General features: G+C 42.5%; 15 protein-coding genes. 8 read left to right on the top strand and 7 right to left on the bottom strand.

Going from position 1 to position 21,934, the window contains the following annotated elements:
• Positions 1 to 7 precede the first annotated feature (7 nt).
• The 3 genes from aroB to ACT3ID_RS04975 form a co-directional block, all read right to left on the bottom strand.
• Positions 8 to 1,096 (bottom strand): 3-dehydroquinate synthase, encoded by a 1,089-nt coding sequence (gene aroB, locus ACT3ID_RS04985; protein WP_491540889.1) that lies wholly within the window; start codon positions 1,094 to 1,096, stop codon positions 8 to 10.
• Positions 1,080 to 1,646 carry a shikimate kinase gene (locus tag ACT3ID_RS04980; RefSeq protein WP_491540888.1) on the bottom strand — a complete coding sequence of 189 codons (567 nt, stop codon included), beginning with the start codon at positions 1,644 to 1,646 and terminating at the stop codon, positions 1,080 to 1,082. Before ACT3ID_RS04980 ends, aroB begins: the two co-directional genes overlap by 17 nt.
• Before the next feature lie 103 nt (positions 1,647 to 1,749).
• Positions 1,750 to 3,333 carry an NFACT RNA binding domain-containing protein gene (locus ACT3ID_RS04975; protein ID WP_491540887.1) on the bottom strand — a complete coding sequence of 528 codons (1,584 nt, stop codon included), beginning with the start codon at positions 3,331 to 3,333 and terminating at the stop codon, positions 1,750 to 1,752.
• Positions 3,334 to 3,386: 53 nt separating this feature from the next.
• Here ACT3ID_RS04975 and ACT3ID_RS04970 point away from each other — a divergent pair, with 53 nt between their 5' ends.
• Positions 3,387 to 4,037 carry a hypothetical protein gene (locus tag ACT3ID_RS04970; RefSeq protein ID WP_491540886.1) on the top strand — a complete coding sequence of 217 codons (651 nt, stop codon included), beginning with the start codon at positions 3,387 to 3,389 and terminating at the stop codon, positions 4,035 to 4,037.
• A gap of 705 nt (positions 4,038 to 4,742) precedes the next feature.
• On the opposite strand, the gene ACT3ID_RS04965 is transcribed toward ACT3ID_RS04970, so the two are convergent.
• A complete protein-coding gene (locus tag ACT3ID_RS04965; protein ID WP_491540885.1) occupies positions 4,743 to 5,045 on the bottom strand; it encodes an HU family DNA-binding protein in 303 nt (100 codons plus the stop codon).
• Positions 5,046 to 5,683: 638 nt separating this feature from the next.
• On the opposite strand from ACT3ID_RS04965, the gene ACT3ID_RS04960 reads away from it, so the two are divergent.
• Genes ACT3ID_RS04960 through ACT3ID_RS04945 form a run of 4 tightly spaced genes read left to right on the top strand, consistent with a single transcriptional unit; the run spans position 5,684 to position 10,063 of the window.
• Positions 5,684 to 7,345 (top strand): alanine/glycine:cation symporter family protein, encoded by a 1,662-nt coding sequence (locus tag ACT3ID_RS04960; RefSeq protein ID WP_491540884.1) that lies wholly within the window; start codon positions 5,684 to 5,686, stop codon positions 7,343 to 7,345.
• A gap of 11 nt (positions 7,346 to 7,356) precedes the next feature.
• Positions 7,357 to 7,998 (top strand): uracil phosphoribosyltransferase, encoded by a 642-nt coding sequence (upp, locus tag ACT3ID_RS04955; protein WP_491540883.1) that lies wholly within the window; start codon positions 7,357 to 7,359, stop codon positions 7,996 to 7,998.
• Positions 7,985 to 8,548, top strand: coding sequence for an LPS export ABC transporter periplasmic protein LptC (lptC, locus tag ACT3ID_RS04950; protein ID WP_491540882.1), 564 nt, complete (start codon positions 7,985 to 7,987; stop codon positions 8,546 to 8,548). The genes upp and lptC overlap by 14 nt, the downstream gene beginning before the upstream one ends.
• A gap of 6 nt (positions 8,549 to 8,554) precedes the next feature.
• Positions 8,555 to 10,063 carry an OstA-like protein gene (locus ACT3ID_RS04945; protein WP_491540881.1) on the top strand — a complete coding sequence of 503 codons (1,509 nt, stop codon included), beginning with the start codon at positions 8,555 to 8,557 and terminating at the stop codon, positions 10,061 to 10,063.
• A gap of 347 nt (positions 10,064 to 10,410) precedes the next feature.
• Here ACT3ID_RS04945 and ACT3ID_RS04940 read toward each other — a convergent pair whose 3' ends face one another.
• A complete protein-coding gene (locus ACT3ID_RS04940) occupies positions 10,411 to 12,540 on the bottom strand; it encodes an elongation factor G (RefSeq protein WP_491540880.1) in 2,130 nt (709 codons plus the stop codon).
• Between the two features lie 228 nt (positions 12,541 to 12,768).
• Between ACT3ID_RS04940 and ACT3ID_RS04935 the strand changes: the two genes are divergently transcribed.
• From ACT3ID_RS04935 to ACT3ID_RS04925, 3 genes are all read left to right on the top strand, one after another.
• Positions 12,769 to 13,767, top strand: coding sequence for an asparaginase (locus tag ACT3ID_RS04935; RefSeq protein ID WP_491540879.1), 999 nt, complete (start codon positions 12,769 to 12,771; stop codon positions 13,765 to 13,767).
• A gap of 2 nt (positions 13,768 to 13,769) precedes the next feature.
• On the top strand, positions 13,770 to 14,492 hold the full coding sequence (locus ACT3ID_RS04930; RefSeq protein ID WP_491540878.1) for a ribonuclease H-like domain-containing protein: 723 nt from the start codon (positions 13,770 to 13,772) through the stop codon (positions 14,490 to 14,492).
• Between the two features lie 411 nt (positions 14,493 to 14,903).
• Complete coding sequence (locus ACT3ID_RS04925) at positions 14,904 to 15,470, top strand: hypothetical protein (RefSeq protein WP_491540877.1); 567 nt, start codon at positions 14,904 to 14,906, stop codon at positions 15,468 to 15,470.
• Between the two features lie 50 nt (positions 15,471 to 15,520).
• Here the strand turns inward: ACT3ID_RS04925 and ACT3ID_RS04920 are convergent, their stop codons facing one another.
• A complete protein-coding gene (locus ACT3ID_RS04920; protein WP_491540876.1) occupies positions 15,521 to 17,896 on the bottom strand; it encodes a PAS domain S-box protein in 2,376 nt (791 codons plus the stop codon).
• Positions 17,897 to 18,184: 288 nt separating this feature from the next.
• Positions 18,185 to 21,916, bottom strand: a complete 3,732-nt coding sequence (locus ACT3ID_RS04915) for a CheR family methyltransferase (protein ID WP_491540875.1) — start codon at positions 21,914 to 21,916, stop codon at positions 18,185 to 18,187.
• Between the last annotated feature and the right edge of the window lie 18 nt (positions 21,917 to 21,934).

Genomic DNA, 21,934 nt, shown 5'->3' with positions numbered 1-21,934 from the left:
AACTTTTTCATTTAAATTGAGCCAGAGCATATTCCCAGGCGTCTTCCAATTTTGATAAATCGGTACATTCATAAATATAAGGTGAACCCCAATCATTCAATAACACTAATCGAATGATATTATTTTTAGTTTTCTTATCGGATTTCATAGCGCTAATCAGCTCATGTATGTCACCCGGCAACTCAGACATCTGTTTTTGATATAACGAGATAAAGGGATCAAAACGTGCCTCATCCACAGGATATCCTAATTGTCTGGAAAAATAGGTGGCAGCGATCATCCCCACAAAAACAGCCTCTCCATGCGAAAGCTGCCCATAGCCCGATACTTTTTCCAAGGCATGTCCAAACGTGTGGCCAAAGTTCAGGTAGGCCCGCTTGCCGGCTTCCAGCGTATCTCCCTGCACAATATCCGTTTTAATGCGCGCACTCTGCTCCACGATCGCCGCCCATTTTTGTTGTGGGGCCAGCGGCTGGTTTGTCAGTGTTTTAAGTTCTTCGAATAAATCCGGAGTTCGTATGGCAGCATATTTGAGAATCTCGGCCATGCCCGTAATCCATTCCTCCTGTTCGAGCGTTTCCAGGAAAACGATATCCGAAAATACCGCATCCGGCTGGTAAAATGCACCGATCAGATTCTTCCCGGTTGAATGATTGATGCCCGTCTTTCCACCGATCGAGCTGTCAACCATTCCCAGTAACGTAGTGGGCATGTGGATTAGCGGAATGCCCCGCAGTACTGTTGATGCAACAAAACCAGACAGGTCGCCCGTTACTCCGCCGCCTACGGCTAATAGTGGCGTGGTTCGTTCTACTCCTGCCAATAAGATTTCGTCGGAAATTCTTTGCCATTGCTCAATTGATTTTGATACTTCACCCTCTGGAATCTTGATAAAGTGGGCGGTCGAAAAATAACTCACCAGCTTTTCTACACGCTGTCGGTGCAGGTTATTCACTTTCTCATCTATAAGAACATATATTTTTTCGGCAGAATAGTGGTCGGAACAAAAGTTTTGAAATGATTTCTTCAGGTGCTCACCGATAACAATTTGATAACTGTGATTCAGCGAGATATTTACATCAATAGTATTCGACATGATTTTTAATTTTCTTTACTAGTGTTTCTACAAGCTGTTCGGGCGATTGACTACCGTCGTTCTCAAGAGTTAAAACAGCTTGTTCATAGAGCGGGAGCCGCTCTTCATACAGAGACGTCAATTCCTCCCTTAGCTGTTCTTTATCTTTGGGATTTCCCTGCTCATCAAGCAGAAGCGGCCTATTTTCATCTTCTGATATTCGGTCTAAAATAACGGATACAGGCGTTTCTATAAAAATTAGTAATCCGTTCAGCTTTATGTGATCAAGCATGTGCTGATTTTGGATACTTCCACCTCCAAGTGCCACTATTCCTTCGAACTCGCGGATCACTTCCAGGACTGCCCTTCTTTCAATTATCCGAAATTCTGATTCGCCCATTGTTTCAAAAATTTCGGGAATCGACTTCTCGGATTTTTCCTCGATTTTATCATCAAGATCCATGAAAGGCCGGTCTAGCTTGTCGGCCAGTTTACGACCGATAACAGACTTACCGGCTCCCATAAATCCGCACAAAAAAATACGCTTGGGTAAGTTTTTAACAGTTATCATAATTCCAGGTTTTCTAAAGTTCTCAAAATCAAATTCTTAAAAGTAGGCCGTAGACAGGAGACGGTTTAACTGCCGACTGCCTCCCCCTACTGGTTGTCTTAAATTACCGCGGTTTCATCGGCGGAACCATCACTACTTCTTCGCGCTCTACGACCACTGCACCCGGTGCAGCTCCTTTGGGCTTACGCACATATTTTACTTTGGTGTACATTACCGGCGCCGACTTCATACCCCGCGCCTTTGAGAAAAAAGCTGCATAACTTGCCGCTTTCAGCAATACATTTTGCGGAGGATAATCTTTGCGGTTCCCCATACGAATAACAACATGTGATCCCCCTACACCACGAGCGTGCAGCCAGATATCCTCTTTATGGGCATGACTGGTCAGCTGATCGTTGCTTTTGGCACTCTTGCCGATCCAGATCTCAAACTTTCCTTCCTTAAATTTTCGAAACGGCGAAGTAGCCTGTACATCCTCACTGCTGCCAAAACCAAGATCGCCGAGTTTACTCCTGTTATCTTTAATCCAGCTATCGAGATCGGGCAAGTGATCGATCTCCTCAATTTCATCCAGCAGTTTTCGCACTTCGCGAAGATCACTTTTTGCCTGTGGCAAACGCTGTTTTGCCTTCTTATAAGATTTTTTAGCATCCTTGGCTTTCTCATAATAATACTCGGCATTAGCAGGGATATCCTTATCCTCTTTCAGCGGAATCGATATCTCCTGGTTATCTTCATAAATATCTTCGATCGTAATTTCAGTGGTACCTTCACTCACCTGTTCGTGGGCATGAGTCATCAACAGGTTTCCATATTTTTCATATTCTTCTGCCCGCTTCAGACTTTTATCAGCCTGCTGCAACTGATTGATCAGGCTTTCTTTTTTACTGATGCTGCGCTCTAAAAATTGAACAACATCTTCTTTTTTCTCGTGCAGCCGACGCAAATGCACAGCATTTTTATAGGCGAAAGCCACGCAGTCGTTCACCTCGTCACACTCTTTTTCACTGGGGATATCCAGCCACTCTTTCGACCACAAAGTGAAATCACCTGTTTTTAAAACGCGCGGATGCGGATCCTCCAACAACGCTTCACTGGCCTCTTCGGTAAATGCTTTAACCTCCTCGGGCTCCATCTCATCCACATTGTGCTGGTCAATTAAATATGGCAGCAGATTGCGCGGCAGCAGTGGATTCGCTTCTGTCATCTGATTTTTTGCTGACCGCCGTGGACTCACTTCATCCAAAAATTCGGGAGCTTCGGGTTCGGGCGGCGCCTTTCCTTTTACCTCTTCCGGATTTTTAAATGCATCAATAATCTCATCACCTTCGACTAAAAAAACATTTGGATTACCGCTAAAAAGCTTAAATAACAGATGCTGCCCGTTTTCAAAAAAGACAGAAAACAGCCGGTCTTTGTCGGCCAGATGAGTACCCGTAATTTTTTGTCCCTCGAGTGTCGGGAAAAAGTTAATGACATTACTTTTTTTGGGCGGACGATAGAAATCCAAAAACAATGCTGTCTCACGCGGATTCGCACTAAAAATTAGTCTCGATGTCTCCTCCTCCCGATCCACATAAATATGGAGTACATCTTTGTGGGGAGAGATGCTAAAGCTGAAAAATGCATCTTCTACCTTTTCATTTATCTCCCGGTTTAGATATATTAACGTGTAAAAGTTATTCATACTTTTATTGAGACGTTCTAAACAAATATTAAAAAATTAGCAAGGATGAACGAATGACATATCCGATATTCAACTCCGTAGTGAACCGGATAGAGAGCGACTTAAATCAGAGAGACTTAATCATTAATACTTTTCGAACTTGGAATGAAGATAGAATAAATGCAACGGGACTGGAAATTGAATTTGACCTGCGCAAAAAGTCTGAATTCCTAAAAGCATTATCTATAAATTTTGACTGGGATCGATTCCGCGAAACCGTGCTGGCTAAACAGCTTAAGGGAATGGAAGAACATCCTTTTTTACAGGAAGAAAATATGGTAAGTACATCTATTTCTCCTGCCATTGATATAGAAATTACATGGCTTTTTGATGAAAAAGCTCCGCACCCTAAGCTGGCTGCTCACAACGGTAACCACCGACTGGAGGCAGCAAGCCAATGGATGGAAGAAATCAGCAAGGAAGTTAATGAACTTCTTTCTGATGATGATATTATTACGCGTTGGCATATTGAAGTTGAGGGTTCCGAGAGTGGAAAATATCTGTCAGCCGTAAATCTTATTTCGTATTTCCAATATAAGATGACGGATCTCCACAGCCTCAATGATGTGCATGATTTCGTTACTCGTGTGTTACAAGAACTACTGATCAAATCTAACAGAGTTCTTAAGATTGCCGATCAAACACTGGAGACAAAAGCAGCCTAAGATGTAAAACGTGTTTATTGCTAAAAGGGAATTTTGCAACGGGAAAATACACACCCTAAATCCCGAGACTGTACAAAAGGGTTCATCAAATTGAGGTAGCTAAATAACTAATATAAAGCTTTTGATTGCTTAGGGGTGTTATCCCCCTGTCACTTTTGTGGCTGTCCACAGGGACAGCCAGCAGATCATCGGGATGACAAAGTCATTAGAGTTACGTGTTAAGAAATACTTTAGTTATTTAGGTACAGTTTTAAAAAATGAACTTATTGGGCAGCCTTATTTCAAGGCTTTTTTCCCTTTGACTAGAGAGTTCTCTGCCAGCCGGCGAAGGGGCCACAATAGAACTTATAATCAGGTTCAAACTTTTTAGTCTCAACCGCTTAGAATATCAACTAAAAAGGCCTTCTAGAAGTGAAGGCCTTTAAAAGTTAAAAAATTGCCGGAGATCCTTATAGAACACGTTTTATCTATCGGGTCTTACAAACACCTCTTCGAAACTCACATGCCGCCTACTTTTTCTTGTGACGATTTTTTCGAAGCCGCTTTTTTCGCTTGTGCTTCGCAATTTTTGATCTTTTTCTCTTTTTTCCGCTTGGCATTATACTCACCTTATGTTTAATCTGCAGTATACCACAGGATTCGAAAGTTATATAGCCCCCTAAGATACGGATATCCTACATATATTCCTCAACCATAGTAAAATTACTACTGATTTTCTTCTTTTTCCATCATTGAGTCGTTCACTGCTTCTTTAAAATCCTTCGACATTTTTAATACCGGCACGTACTGCTCCGGTACAATCACTTCTTCATTCGTCTTGGGATTACGGGCCACACGTTGGGCACGTTTCTTAACCTTAAAACTACCGAACCCTCTGAGTTCGATATGTTCACCGCGTTTCATGGCATCGATCACCGTCTCCATAAAACCATTTACTACAGCTTCTGTCTCTACCTTTGTTAGTCCGGTTGATGATGCAATCACATCAACAATATCTGCTTTTGTCATAGAACGTCACCCCTTATTTTCATAAGAATTAACCAATTGCTTTTTCCTAAATATAAGTCGCTTAGTAAATTAAGACGATCCCATTTCCTATTTGTTCCATTTTAACATTTTTAAATGGTTTGTCATAGACCTAAGAACAATTAGTATTAAATAATTAAAGAATTCTTGCCAAATTAGTCCGAACATATAAACAAAATCCTCATAATTTCAATAACGGCTGTTTAAAAGATAAATGAAAAAGATTGTTTGTTTATTAGAGTCTTTGGTCCTTAGCTGTCACCATTCAGATATTAGCAGTAACAGTCCATTTAGCATAACTGATGGTCAACGGGCAACAACCAACAACTTTATTTTTCAAGGATGATTCAAATCTATTGATGACGTTTTCAAACAGGTAGTACAAGTTATACAATACATTCTTTAAGTGCATTATCTCTGCGAATCCTTCGACCCTTTTGTATCTCAACAAACGTATTATTTGTAATAGTAAACTGTTATTTCTTGTTTTCATTGTCACATACAAAGCCTCTAACTTATTAAAGGCTGTATAATTACTGCTGATGCAGTAGCAATGTCGATTGATTTTTTATACATTCCGCTTGATTCTTTTTCCAACAATTAAAAGCCCTTTTTAGTACATGGAGACATTTGATTTAATCATTTCCACTCTTGAACACTACATTTGGAATTTTCCCGAGGCTTTCCCTGCCATGGTGGCTATACTGTTGGTGTTTGGGTTGTATATCACCATCCGCATGGGATTTATTCAAATAAGAAAATTCGGACATGGTTTAAAAGTAGTCACCGGGTTTTACGATGATCCCGAAGACGAAGGGGATATTAACCATTTTCAGGCTCTTACCACGGCCCTGTCTGCAACCGTGGGTACGGGTAATATTGTTGGAGTTGCACTTGCTATTCATTACGGCGGACCCGGTGCCCTGTTTTGGATGTGGGTAACAGCCGTTTTCGGAATGGCTATTAAATTTACCGAGGTGACATTAGCCCAGGAATACCGAGGGACAAATCCAGATGGTACTGTATCGGGCGGTCCCATGTACTATATCGAACGAGGTCTGGGCGACAACTGGAAATGGCTGGCCGTCGCGTTTGCCATATCAGCAGCAATTTGTGCATTTCTAACCGGTAACGCCGTGCAGGCAAATTCGGTGGCCGACATGATGAAAACCGATTTTCAAATTCCAATGTGGGTTACTGGTTTTATCACAGCCAGTGTTGTGGCCGCTGTAGTGCTCGGCGGAATTAAGCGAATTGGTAAAGTAACATCCCGCTTAGTTCCTTTTATGGGAATTATCTATGTATTCGGCGCTCTGGTAATTTTAGCGTTGAACTATGAATCGATCATTCCCTCGTTCAAAACAATTTTTGCGTATGCGTTTAATCCGCAGGCCGGTGCACTTGGCGTTGGATCTGGTGCTCTAATCTTTACACTCAGTTATGGTGTTCAGCGCGGTATCTTTTCGAACGAAGCAGGACAGGGATCAGCTCCAATTGCCCACTCTGCCGCTAAAACCGACGAGCCGGTACGTGAAGGTGTGGTCGCTCTGCTCGAGCCATTTATTGACACGCTCATCATCTGTACCATGACAGGATTGGTAATCGTCTCTACCGGCGCCTGGGATATGCATCACAAAGCACCGATAGATCCAACGGATGATATTGTCAGCTATGAAGTAACTTCTGAAATATCCGGAGGAAGCACCAACCCCGATGCACAAGTACTCTATTTCGATGACGGTGTGCCACAAAACGGCGAAATGACGCATTATGAAGCTCCGGTTGATACTATGTATACGGATGCAAATTATACCACTCCCTTTTCCGGCAGAATTGAAATCGTCGGTAATCGGGAAATCGTCTATACAGAAGATGATGTTCAAATATTTTCGCTCTACGGTGGTGTTGTTCAAAATGGGGCACCACTAACATCAGCAGCCTTTGAGAAAGGACTTTCTCCACTTATTCCCGGTGGTGGATATATTGTGACATTTGCAATCCTTCTGTTTGCCATTTCAACTTCAATCAGCTGGAGCTATTATGGCGACCGTGCGGCCCAGTACCTGTTTGGATTTAAATCCATATTCTGGTATAGGGTAGTTTATGTAGGGATGCATTTCTTCGGAGCTATTGTCACGCTCACTACCATCTGGGCCTTTGGTGATGTAATGCTTGGTCTTATGGCCTTCTTTAATATCATTGCATTATTTGCCCTTTCTGGTGTAGCTTATAAAATCACTCAGAAATACTTCAGCAAAGATCACGACACTCCGGAATCATAAGTAACAGCCTCATGAGTTCTCAAGACTTTGAGCACGTAACACTAATTGAGCATCCCGTTATCAGCAGAGATTTGACGGTGCTGCGGGATGTCTCAACCAAAACGGCAGAATTTCGAGGGGCTATTAAACGGATTGCTGTAATTTTGGCTTATCACGCGCTCAAGGAGCTCCCGATAAAAACGTTCGAAGTAGAGACACCAATCGAAAAAACAACGGGCTATGATATCGACCAGGATGTCATGGTGGTGCCAATATTGCGGGCGGGGCTCGGGCTTTCTGATGCCCTGCTTCAGTTTATCCCCGATGCTAAAATCGGTCACCTGGGTATGTACCGCGATGAAGAAACTCACGAACCAGTCGACTATTATTCCAATATCCCTGATGGTGTAGAACGAGATATGGTGTTAGTTGTGGACCCCATGCTGGCGACGGGTGGCAGCGCCGATGATGCGTTAACGTATCTTAAAGAACAGGGTGCACAACATCTTCGCTTTGTTTCGTTAATTTGTGCACCCGAAGGCTTACAACGCTTGGCAGAAAAACATCCTGATGTTCACACCATCACGGCAGCTATTGATGAAAAATTAAATGACAATGCATTTATCGTCCCCGGATTAGGTGATGCAGGTGACCGCTATTTTGGAACCACATAAAACAGCTCTTGCTCTCATAACTAGTCTGCTTATTGCAGCGGGCATGATTTCGTGCGGCGAACTATCGGAGGAACAAACACAACAGGTAGATGAAGCACTTCAAGACTCGTTGACCTCTACAACAGAAACTTGGGGGGTAGATATGGAGCTTATCGAAGAGGGAACAAAAAAAATCCGCCTGTGGGGATCATACGCTGCTACCTATAATGAAGACGGCAATAACAAAACGCGTATAAAGGGTCCGGTTAAGATCCATGTTTTTGATACTACCGGAGCTGTAGAAACCGAAGTCTTTTCTGATCGTGCGGTGTACCAACCGGAAGAGGCCATCTTTGAGTTTTTCGGTAATGTTGAGGTAAATACAGCTGATGATCGCCACCTGCAGTCGGAATACCTGGAGTGGAGTCAAGATGATAATTCTATTCAAACGCCGAAGTTTGTAATTGTAATGACCCCTACCGACAGTATTGCCGGCACTGGTTTTGAAGGGAATACCGATTTAACCGACTACACCATCAAAGAACCCAAAGGCCGGGTTATCCTGGACTAAAAGGTAATGCAAATCAAAAGTAATTTTATTATCGCCCGCTCAAGTCTGTTTTTATGTATTTGCCTCTTGGTAAGCATGCTTGCACCAAAAGAAACATATAGTCAGGACCCGGTAAATATTATTGAAGCCGATCGCATACAGGGCGGGCAGTTTGAAGGGAAGCGGGTTCAAAAAATCCTGGGTAATGTCCACTTGCAGAGCAAGGATATGGAGATGTATTGCGACAGCGCCTATCAATTTGTCAACGAAAGTGAAATTCGAGCCTATGGAAATATTGAGATCAATACAGAATCAGAGAAAATTTGGGCTGATTCGCTAACATATTTTACAGATGTCGATTTCAGCCAGCTTCGCGGACGCGTGATCATTGAGGCTGATACTACTACCCTCTTTGGTAATAGTGTGGATTATCGATTCACCACCCGTGTTGCCCATTTCTTGGATGAGATACGGCTTGAAGACAACCAAGGCACCCTTTTAGCAAATTCTGGGTTTTATTATCGCGAAGCAGACAGCGCCGAATTTCGCGGAAACGTTCAAATTGTTGATTCGCTACGATATCTAGAGGGTGATTCGCTGTTCAGCAATCGCGAATCAGAGTATTATGAACTGCATGGAAAAGTATTTGGCGATGATCGGGAGAATAATTCCATGATACAGGGCCGTTATCTTGAAAGTGATTCTACAGGACGCCGCCTGCTTGAAGGCGAAAAAGCCTGGCTCAAAAGCTTTGAAACGGATACTAGCGATACCACCCAAGCAGACACGACACATATCAGGGCGAAGAGTATCCTTTCACTAGAGGAACGATCGCCGGTCGATACCACAAATACCGTCTTCGGATATGACAGCGTGGAAGTCTGGTCTCCCTCTTTTTCGGCTATTTCTGATACTTCAAAATATAACGACAGCACAGATACGTTTGAATTGTGGTCGAACGCAAAAGCATGGCATGAAGACGTACAGTTAACCGGACCATATATCAATGCAAAAATTGTTGATGGTGATATCGACAGCTTAAAATCTCATCCCCGGCCGTTTTCTGTGCAGCATGATACAACAATTGATCGCCTCAACCAGATTACCGGGGATACGCTCCATGCCGACTTTGAGGATGGCACACTCAGACAAATTTACGTTTTCGGAAATTCTAAACTGCTTCGTTTTACTAAAACTGAAGAGGGCGAACCCGATGGCGCTGTTGATTTGGATGCTCCGAATATTCGTATCTTTTTTAAAGATGGAGAACTTGATGAAATGAAAGCAATGGGGCCCGTTGACGGTTCTTACCTGCCAGAAAATGAAGAAACGGCCCAGCGCCGCCTTGACGGCTTTGCCTGGAATCCCGAGCTGCGTCCACAGCGCCCTGAAGAACAAATGCAGCGACGATTCCCTCCTATTCCGGATGATATTTTCTTTCAATTGCCACCACGGTATATCCAGCATCTGAAAGAAAACCATCCCGAAAGCAAATGGCTAAAGATCGAGAACGAGGATAAAAAAGAGACAAAATAGGTATCCATTTTATCGGGTGTAGGCCGAGCATCTTGCCCGGCTGGTCGGACAGGATGTCCGACCTACCTAATAATAGCTCCAGCTTCGGCACGAACGGACGCTGGGCCGATTAACCAGACTACCTCGTTCCGTACCTCCGGTGCGGAACATAATCTCTACCTTCCTGTTCCTTCAAGGAAAAATTGCTTCCACGATAACGGTCGCGCACCAGAGGTACGCGACCAGAATAGGTGGGTTATCTTCTGATTCCAAAAGTAGTTATCAGGTCGGGAGTACAACTCCCTCCTAACTCTGTTATGGCGCGAGGGTCCGCTCGTGCCGTACAATTAGCCAGCTATTTAAATTAGCTAGCTCGCCTCCTGCATCTCCATTGTCTCCTCCATTACACGCTGCTGGATATCGTGCGGCACCTGCGCGTAGTGCGAAAATTCACGCGTATAACGCGCACTGCCCTGGGTGATCGACTTCAGGCGCGTTGCGTAGTGATCGAGTTCCTCGAGTGGAACCTGCGCCTTAATCTTCTGAATCGATCCCTCCGAATCCATGCCTAAAATTTGTCCGCGCCTCGTACTGATGTCGCTCATCACATCCCCCATATAATCGGCAGGTACGTCAACTTCGATCGTATAAACTGGCTCCATCAACTGTGGGTCTGCTTCCAAAAAGCCCTTGCGGAATGCCATAAGCGCAGCTGTACGGAATGCCGCATCATTGGAATCTACCGAGTGCATATCGCCGTCATAAACAGAAATACGCAGATCGCGAACACGACAGTTGCTTAAGGGACCGTTTTCCATCTTCTCCATAATTCCCTTGAGAATGGCCGGCATAAACCGGTTATCAATTACACCCCCTACAATGCAATTGCGGAAAATTAACTTGCCGCCCCACTCGAGATCGATCTCCTGCGTATCCCGAACTTTCAGATCGCTGTGCTCCGGCATGTTATCAGAAAGCGGCTCCATCAGCAGCGAAACCACCGCATATTGACCAGCACCGCCCGACTGCTTTTTGTGTTTGTATTCCGCCCGCACCGTTTTGGTAATGGTTTCGCGGTACGGAATGCGCGGCTGGACAAAATCAAGATCGAGACCGAGTCGCGTTTTTAACGCATGCTTGATAGCAGCCAAATGCTCTTCGCCCTGACCGTGAATAATTACCTGTTTCAACTCCTGACTATGCTCAACCTGCAGGGATGGATCCTCTCGTTGCAGCTGATGCAGGGCATTCCCCAGCTTATCTTCCTCTCCCTCTTGTTTAAGTTTGATAGCAGTCCGAATTATAGGCTCGGGGAAATGAATCGGCTCGATCTGTATATCACTGTTTTTAGCATTTAGCGTATCATTGACACCCGTGTTTTTCAGTTTTACTGCCGCAGCAATATCTCCCGTCGGCACTTCGGTAGCTTCCGTCCGCTTTTCGCCGTTCATCCAATACAGGCTTGAAAGCCTTACTGCATTCCCGGTCGTGTGATTAACGAGATCAAGCCCCGGCTTCATCGTTCCGCCATATGTTTTGAAATAGAGCGTATCTCCCACGTGCGATTCGGAACTATTCTTAAACACAAACATCAGTGGATCGCCATCCGGATCTAATTCCACTTCTTCACCATCTGTTGTTTTCGGGGGATTGGCCTCGAGCGGATTTGGCGCGACGTTGCCCAGGAATCCCATCACGCGGCCCGTCCCCATATTTCTTTTGGCAGAATTACAGAACAGTGGAAAAATTTCGCGTTTCAGCAACGACTGCTGCAATCCTTCCCGCATCTGCGACTCCGTCAATTCTCCCTGCTCCAGATACAGGTCCAGCAACGTTTCGTCATTTTCGGCCACCGCTTCTACCAGTTCATTATGTAAGAGCTCGGCTTGCGACTGGTGTGAATCCGGTATGGGAAGTTTGTCCGGCTTGCCACCCTTTTCGGGAAATTCATACATCGTCATTTTCAGTACATCAATAATCGCATGGAAATCTTCGCCCTCGCTGTAGGGGTATTGCACGACCACAACCCCACGTCCAAAACGCTCCTTAGCCATATCCACTGTTTTCTGAAATTTGGATTGCTCGCTGTCGGGCTTATTTACAATAAACAGCGAAGGGATATTATATTTTTCTGTGTACTCCCAATGTGTTTCTGTTCCCACTTCTACTCCGTATTCGGCATTTAGCGTAAAGATGGCCGTATCGGCCACGCGAAGTGCTCCCACTACTTCTCCGATATAATCAGCCGTGCCCGGTGTATCTATCAGATTGATTTTACTGCCTCTCCAATCAAGATTTAATAATGTTCCAAAAACTGATTTACCCTTCTCATGCTCAATTTTGTGGTAGTCGGAAGAGGTCGTTTTTTTCTCTACCGAACCTCTGCGTTTTTTACTTTTTGATTCGAAAAGCATTGTCTCCGATAATGTGGTTTTACCCGATCCTGCATGGCCCAACAATACAACATTTCTGATGTTTGACGGTGAATAGACATTCATAGGCTACCTCCTTTTTTCAAGATGTGATGTGAGTCGTACCGGGGCTGTCTGTCATCATCGAATGGCAGTGACAAACAGCGAGCTAATATTTGTAATGGCAAAATGGCCATCGCTCCTCCCCGTTTTTTGGATAGTATATCAAACAAGTAAGGCAAAAAAAGATTTGAACTCAATACTTTGTTTGATTTTTGGTAACATTAGGCAGAATTAATTGGCAGAAGATCATTTATGAAAAAAATATTACTCATCCAGACCGGCGGCACTATCGCAATGGATAGCAATAACGGGGAACAACCAAGTCTTAACCCAGAAAAGTGGACCGAATTGATGTATCAGTCGATACCTGAACTTTCCAAAATTGCTCAGGTTGAAATGGAGCGCCTTTTCTTTGAAGACAGCTCCGACATCCACAAAAAACACTGGGGCAAACTGGCCGAATTTATCCACGATAAATACCAGAATTACGATGGATTTGTGATTCTGCACGGTACAGATACGATGGCTTATACTGCCTCAGCACTCTCTTTTGCGCTGCAGGGATTGAGCAAGCCGGTGATCATTACCGGTAGTCAGGTGCCGATGAGCAATGTTCGCAGTGATGCGCGCCGAAACCTGGTGAATGCCATTGAAATGGCCACACTGCCTGTGCCCGAAGTAGCTGTCTGTTTTAACGATTTTGTTTATCGCGGAAACCGATCGACAAAAATGAGTATCGGCGATTTTGATGCGTTTGCCTCACCGAACTATCCCCCGCTGGCAGAGATCGGACTGAATATTGAGTTGCGGGATCATATTCGCACGGCTTCTGATTCCATGCGGCTGTCCACTGATTTCTCGGATCAGGTTTTCCTGCTCAAGATTTATCCGAATCTAGATCCACAGTTTTTAGAGCAAATTAATTTTGGGGATATTCGTACACTCATTGTTGAAGCTTTTGGAAGTGGTAACTTTCCTATTCAAGGGTCCCAAAGTCTCCTGCCGTTTTTCAAAAAATGCATCCAAAACAATATACTGCTGATCATTACTTCACAGGCTGCCTATGATGCTGTAGAACTCACCAACTACGAAAGCGGACGCAAAGCGCAACAGTTGGGAGCACTGAGCGCAAAAGATATGACGACCGAAGCAACACTGACAAAAATAATGTATCTTCTTGCCCGATATCCTGATAATGAGAAAATAATCGAGCAGTTTAATCGCAATATTGCCGGAGAAATTACGGAGTAACTATGTTTTTTGTTTTTGATGTCGAGACGATCCCGGATTTTGAATTTGTGCGCAAGATCATAAAGAATCCCGAAGAAAATGACGATGACCTGCTGATACAAGCCAGTGAAGAGCTGGCCCGCAACTCATCGGGATTTCTGCCGCCGATGTATCACAAAGTGATTTCATGGGTGGGACTTTGGATCGAAAATAACGGTGTCCCCAAAAAGAAATCCGGCTGGCACGGCATGGATGAAAAAGAGGGGCTGGAAGAACTATTTGATGTACTGAGCACCTATAAAGATTTTGGGCTGGTGCATCATAACGGGCGTGGTTTTGATCTGCCGCTTTTGACCTACCGCGCCATGAAACACGGACTGCAAATGCCGAAGCGGCTGAATCACTACGACATCAAATACCGCTACAGCAACGATAATATTGATCTGCTGGATGAGTTCAGCAATTACGGGGCCAGCTCGTGGCCAAAACTAAAACACCTGGGACATCTTATCGATATCCCTTTCAAACAAACCGGTGAAGGGAATGAGGTGCTTCGGATGTTTCGGGAAGATAAGCTCGAAGAGATCGAACATTATTGCTATGAGGATGTCATGGCCACATACGTGGTATGGCTCCACCTTAAATATACAGTGGGCGATATCACCAAGGAGCTTTTCAACAATCTCAATGAGCGAGCTTTAAACAAGCTGAATGAGATCCAGAATGAAACGCTTGCTAAACACTGATAGCATATCGTTAAAGGGACATAACTAGTCAGGTTTTCGGACCCAGATAAAATAATAAGTGTGAATTTCGAACATCAAACAAGGAACCGAAGTATTATTTCGACATTCATTATTCCTTGTTGAATATTGATTCTCAATTCATGGTGCCGTTCTGCTACACAAAGCCCGCTGCATAAAATCTGTATTGCTTTACCATCTCATGACGTGCCCCTCTTCGTCAACCCCTCTTATGGCTCCCCTTGGTAAGGGCAGACATACTTCCATCTGATGTCTGAGCATCTTACTGATCATGTTAGAAAATCAAAAAGAGGAACAAAAAAATGAGGTTTACTATATACATATAAAAGAGAGAGAGCCGCTCTGGATGTCATACGATATGAGAAAATAAATCACCGCTTAGTCCAATTCATCATGGAATCGCCAATTTTTTTTGTACTTCTTTTTATTCATTTAAGTGCTTTAATTCTCGCCTTTGGGTCGGTTTTGGTTACTGATCTGTATGGTTTGATGTGGATACGAAACCGGGCCGGTTTTGATCATATTATTAACGTGACTGGTGACACTGAAAAATTCATCTGGAGCGGTTATGCCGGAATGGTAATAGCCGGCATTCCCCTACTCATCTTAAAAGGTACGATTGATAACCTGATGATTCTCAAACTCGCAGCGGTAGTTCTCATCGGCCTCAACGGCATTCCATTACACATGCTTCAGAAAAAGTTACAGGAATTTAAAAAAGAGGATGTAGTACCAACGATATTCATTTTCCGACTTATGCTATCCATAACCATATCACAGATCGGATGGTGGAGTGCTGTTCTTATCGGATTTTTGCACCGCCATGTCTCTACAATTATTGAATGGCCGGAGCAGCCGTGGCTTTTTATTGGGCTGGTTATTGCTTGCTTCCTGATCATTTGGATGATTGGAGAAGTAGTGTTAAAACAGAAAAAAGGCGGAGAATATGTTGAAACATGACTCCTAACCGTCAGAAATTTCAAATCATCTGATTAGGTCCTAAATCCACTTCAGCCAACTTTTACTTCACTGCGAATGGTCTTTACAAGTGCTTTAAAAGCCTGATCTTTACTGAGATAAGCCGAAGCTCCTGCACTAAACATATTTTCCACAACTTCTTCACTATCATGAAGCGACAATCCGATAATACATATGTCAGGAAATTCTGAAGTGATAATCTTAGTAGCTTCAATTCCATCCATAGCCGGCATATTAACATCCATCAATATTACATCAGGTGTATTGTCCCGAGCCATTTTTACCGTCTCCTCACCATCAGCTGCTTCACCAATTACTTCCATATCCTCTTGTTTATTAATCATCTGCCGAAAACCATTACGCACCATCTGGTGATCGTCAGCAATTAAAATTTTTATATTCATTTTTTGCTCGACTTTTGCACCATCTTCATTAGTGGACAATTCTTTTTCTGTTTCCTGATCTTCCGACATAACATTCTGTTCTTTTTCTTTTATGGGGATATGAAGCATAGCTTTTGTGCCTTTTTCGGGTTCAGATATAATATCAAAACTACCCCCAATCCAATGCATCTGCTCACGAATATTAAACAATCCAAATCCTCCCTTACTTGAGAATTCACCCATATTATTTTTATCAAATCCTTTCCCTTCGTCTTCTATAGTAACTTTAACTTTCCCATTGCTCCGTGTCAGTTTAAGATAAGCTTTATTTACATTAGCATATTTAACAACGTTAGTCAGTAGTTCTCTTACACACTGTGAAATTGTTCTTCGCTCCTCTTCGCCAAGAGGCTTTGGTTTATCATCATTTTCAAAAATCACTTCCAAATCATATTGTTTCATTTGCCTCACTATCCATTCTAATACCTCTTTAATATCCTCTTTATCAAGCACAGGCGGAGGCTTCAGCTGAGTCATAAGATCTCTGGTATAGGTAAGCGTGTCATCCAACAATTTTGACAAATCATTTAAACTATTAGATGCCTCGTCAGAAAATAAAGCCGTATCTGTTTCGTCAAGCTTCATCTTAGCCATGGTAAGCATCTGTCCCAGGTTATTGTGTAGTTCAGTAGCTAAATTATGACGCTCCTGTTCTTTCGCCTTGCTTAATTCTGATGCCAATGATCGCAATTTCTGCTGATAAATTTGAAGCTCTCTTGTTCGATCTTCCACTCTTTCCTCCAAAGTCTGATTTAATTTTTTCAATTCTTCTTCAGTTTCTTTGCGTTCAGTAATGTCTCGAGCAATTTTAGATGCACCTATAATATCTCCATCCGAACCTTTGATTGGAGATATAGTCAAAGAAATGTCCAGCCGTGATCCATCTTTCCGTTCTCTTACCGTTTCGAAATGATCTATGCGATTTCCATTTCTTAGGCGTCGTAGAATCTCATCCTCTTCTTCAAGACGCTCATCCGGAATTATCAATGTTATTTTTTCTCCAATTGCTTCTTCAGCTGTATAACCAAACATGCGTTCAGCACTCTTATTCCAGCTGGTAACTACTCCATTAAGATCCTTACTGATAATAGCATCATCGGAATTATTAACGATAGCTCCCAATAAGGCATTGGTATATTCATTTTCCTTACGGCTGGTAATATCCTTAAACAGAACAGCCACTCTTTTTTCTTCCGGCTTTCCGACGGGAAAGGCATGTACATCAAAATACCGGTCGAATGGCTGGGCATACTGCTCAGTGTTAACTGATTCACAAGTTTGAACAACTTGACCAAACAAATCCGTCCAACTACTTTCAAGTGTCGGGGCCAGCTCGCTAATTTTCTTCCCTTCAGGATCTTTGAACCCTGTTATCCTTTCAAATGCCGGATTTACTTCCTCCAAAAGATAATCTACTGGATGATCGTACTCATCAAATAACATTTTAATAATACAGAATCCTTCATCTATCGTCTCAAACAGGGTCTGATACTTTTCTTTATTAGCCATAAGCCGTTCATATTTTGTAGCTTCATTAAGGTCGATCTTTTTTAACAGAGTATTATCTTTCAGTTCAACTACACTGCGTGATTGATGTACTGTGTATGCTACATCTGTTAAATGTATGAAATTCAACATCACTATTGGACAGCTTATCACAGGAGTGCCATTTAAAACTGGCTCTTCCCTTACATTTTTTGTTCTTGCTACCCGATCAGTATGTAACTTGGTAAAATCCGTGGAAAGAATGTCTAAGAGCGCCTTACCTCTTGCATTCTGCTCTTGTGTAGCTAATACATCCCGACAACCAGAACTTATTCCTGCCATTTTTAGATCATCTGCTTTTTGTATGATATAAACATCAACGTTATTATCAAATGATGGACAAGGCATTCGTCCGTTGTTCTTTAATAGAATTGCCAGCCATCCTGGCTCCGAAGATTGGTTGTGCAAATTATCAGCCATAGATAAACTCCTCCTACATTACTGGTAGTATAATATCTGTCATCAACTACTCTTGCTACTAATGAGATTAGATCAAAAAGCTGAACCTAAGCAAATTTTTTATCGATCCGCCATTCCCATGGCTCTTTAATACAAGTTACTGAGACAGATAAAGTAGCAACTAGTCCTTCCTGTTAGGGTGCTGAAACCCTTCCTATTTTATATGCAAGTGTAACAAATATTCTTTAATAATTCGTACGACAATTTTTCATAGATCCAGCAAAAACAACAGTTTAACAAACTTTAAAATTATTCATCTTCCTGTTTTTTCAATTGCTCTAAGGGCAGTGAACATACCACACGGGTACCTGTTTTCCCATCCTCCGAAATTTCTGTTCTTTTGAAAGATCCACCGAGCAGTTCAATACGATGTCGCATAATATTAGTACCGCTCCCAATACCGTTATCAGCTTTTGCTTTAGACAATCCAATCCCATCATCCGTAATCTTAAGCTTCAGCTCATCCTGCTCTCTTACCGTTTCGATAACAACATTTTCTGCTTTACCGTGAATAGCAGCATTTTTAACTGCTTCTTGGATTATATGATAAAGATTAGTTGCCACTTTCTTGTTCCGGACTTGGTCAATTACTTCGTCAACTTCGAGAATACATTTGATATCGTGCGTTTTTTGCAGCTGACGAATAAGCAAACGAAAGGCATGTTCTACACCTTCATCTTCGATATCAACAGGGATTATTTCATGGGTAAGATTGCGAATATCATCTATACCCTGATCGATATTCTCAAGAATCATATCTATATGCGATGCCAGTCCCGTACCTTCCAGTTCAGACTTGAGGCTTGATATCATTACTTTTATCGATACCAGGTCTTGAGCCAGATTATCATGTAAGTATCCTCCTAAATTCCAGCGTTCAGTGATACTGTTTTGCAGAATCTCTCGCTGGTATTTTTCACTTCGCTCGATCTCTTTTTCCAGCTTCTTGTTCGATATCTCCAGCGATTCCCGTGTCTTTAAACGCTCGCTGGCCATGCCTATAATATTTACTACGTTCTGAATGAACTTTAGCTCTTCATCGGAAAATGTCATTTTTTCTTTCGCATAAACAGCGAGAATTCCACAAACCTGATCTGATTCGGTAATTCTAATCACTACACCACTCGCGATATTAAGGTGATCCATAAGAGGCAATAAGCTAAATCGCTCTTCTTCGGCATAATCCGAGATCACAACCGGCCCCTCGTTTTCAAATGCATAACCAATATCCCACTGCGTATCCAGTTCAACCTCCACATTCTTATCGGTAGGTTCCCAGCCTTCCCATCCAAATAGTTGAAATATTTGTTCTTCCGAATTCCATAACATCTGGATTGAATAGTCTGTCCCCAATGCAGCACATATCTGCTGTTGCGCACGATCTATGATCGCTTTCAAGTCATCAGCACTTAATGCATATGTTCCCATTGTTACCAGTGCTTCCTGGAATTCTTGCTGCTTTAATTTCTCCTCGGCCTCTTTCAGCTTCGTAATTTCCATAAAAGAAAGAATCACACCCTCTATTTCATCTTCTATAGATCGATAGGGTTTTAATCGCATCATAAAGGTGTCTCCCTCTTCACTGGTGACAATCTTCTCGATATTATCAAGTGTATTCAACACCTGATTCATATCTTCTTTAATTGAACTATAATTTAATATATGAGTCACATCATCCAGCGGACGTCCTTCATCAGTGGAAATTAAGTTAAAAATGCTTTTTGACTTTTTATTAAAGCGCTGCACGTGAAAATTTTCGTCTAAAATCAGGATAGCTAATTCGGTTGCCTCCATCAGGTTCTTCAAGTCGCTGTTTGCCCGTCGAAGTTCTTTTAATTTAGTTTCGAGCTCTTTATTAACAGACTTTAGTTCTTCCTGGCTCGTTTCTAACTCTTCATTTACTGATTTCAACTCTTCATTCATAGACTGCAGCTCTTCGTTTGAGGTTCGCAGCTGCTCATTGGCCATCTTGTATTCTTCCTCTGTCAGATGCAGTTGTTCTCGTGTTTCTTCAAGTTCAGTTTCCAGTGCTTCTATAATATCTTTTTTCTCCTGACCATCAACATCATGTCGGGAAGCTTTTGCTTCTTTTGAGTTGACTGCCTGCTGGGATATCGACAGCTCTTTAAAAACAACTTGCATCAAATCTTTTGAAAAACCTGTATGACTTATACTACGAACGGTAACCTCTACTTTTTTGCCCTCTTTTTGGGGATTAACCACAGCTTTTTCACGTCCGGTAGATCTGTTTTTTCTTTCTACCTGCGAAATCAGAGTCTGTAACACCTTATGCAGTTCAGGCTTTACTATCTCCATTATTTTTTTATTCCGCGGATCTCCTTTATGCTCCAGGAACTGCTGGATATCTTCTGTGGTGTCAATCACCTCACCATTCTTGTTAATAATAATGCTCTGCGGAGTGTATAACCGCATCAACATATTTTGATGAAATTGCTCGATATCGGTCATTTTTTCTGATCGGTTATTTACCCGCTTCTTCATCGAAGAACTGTTATTAAATTGTAACGGTAATTGTGGAGGTAACTCCCTCGCCTTATGCTTTGTACTCTTTTGATATATCCGGTGCTTTTGATCAACAGGATCAAATAGTTCGCCGGCTTCAATACTGGAATCCGACATCCCTAAAAACAGCCAGCCGCCTGGTCGCAAAGCATATTTAAACAGCTGAAATAATTCTTTTTGGATATCTTGTTTCAGATAAATTAATACGTTACGACAGGCAATAAGATCCAGATTTGAAAAAGGTGGGTCGCTAAGCAGATTGTGAAATGTAAAAAGTACCATATCCCTGATTTCATCCTTAATATGGTATTCACTTCCCACCTTTTCGAAATGTCGATTGAGCTGCCTTTCTGTAAAATTGGCTGCAATCGATTCCGGATATATCCCTTTTCGTGCTTTATCCAAAGCCGACTGATCTATATCACTGCCAAAAATTTGAACATCGGCCATTTTATCTTTCTGACACATATAATCCCGCAGCAAAATAGCGATAGAATAAGTTTCTTCACCAGTGGCCGTTCCGGGTACCCATATTCGCAGTTGGCCTTCAGGATCTTTTTTATCAAAAAGCTCCGGCACAATTCTATTTTTTAAAGCATGAAAGGCTCTGTGATCTCGGAAAAAGCTGGTAACGCTTATCAGCAAATCTTTATACAACTCTTCGTTTTCCTCAGGATGTTCGTTAAGATATTCAAGATAAGCACGCAACGTAAGGCAGTTGTTTACCTGCATACGACGTTCTATGCGGCGAACTACAGTTGATTCTTTATAGTTTTTGAAATCATGCCCTGTTTCCGATTTTAGCTTATCAGAGATAGCGTCTAATACTTCATCCCGATCCTCTGATTGGACAAGATCAACCCTGGATAAATTCTTTCTGTATTTTGTGAGCTCCTGATACATATCTTCTACCGGCAGCACCTTGTCAACTACTCCTGTTTTTATAGCACTCTGCGGCATACTGCTATAATTAGCTTCGCCCGGATATTGGGTAATTGTCAATCCACCCTGTTCTTTTATTGCTTTTATGCCCACTGATCCGTCGGTCCCATTACCAGAAAAGATGATAGAAGCAGCATTTCTTTTCGCAGTATTACCAAGAGAGCGAAAGAACGAATCTATGGCAGCCAGGCCTTGCTCTCTTCCTTCGGGCTCCGACAGCTCCAGATACTCATCCTTGACAAAGAGTAATTTATCAGGTGGAGTTATGTAGATATGATCACTTTTAATCTTGCATCGCTCGGTAACCTGCTGGATATTTAGCGGAGTATGTGCTTGTAAAAGCTCGTCAATCTTACTTTCGTGATCGGGATCCAGGTGCATAACAACTATAAAAGCCATACCGGTTTTACCGGGAAGTGAATCGACAAATTGCTTTATTGGATCTAGTCCGCCGGCAGACGCCCCCAATCCTACAATCAATTTTTCACCATCTCTATGTTCTTTTATCGATGCCATAATTTTTTTGCCCCTCTC

This window comes from Fodinibius sp. GM108 (genome assembly GCF_058386985.1).
Note: the sequence above shows the minus strand (reverse complement) of the source record. Positions and strands in the feature narration are given on the sequence as shown.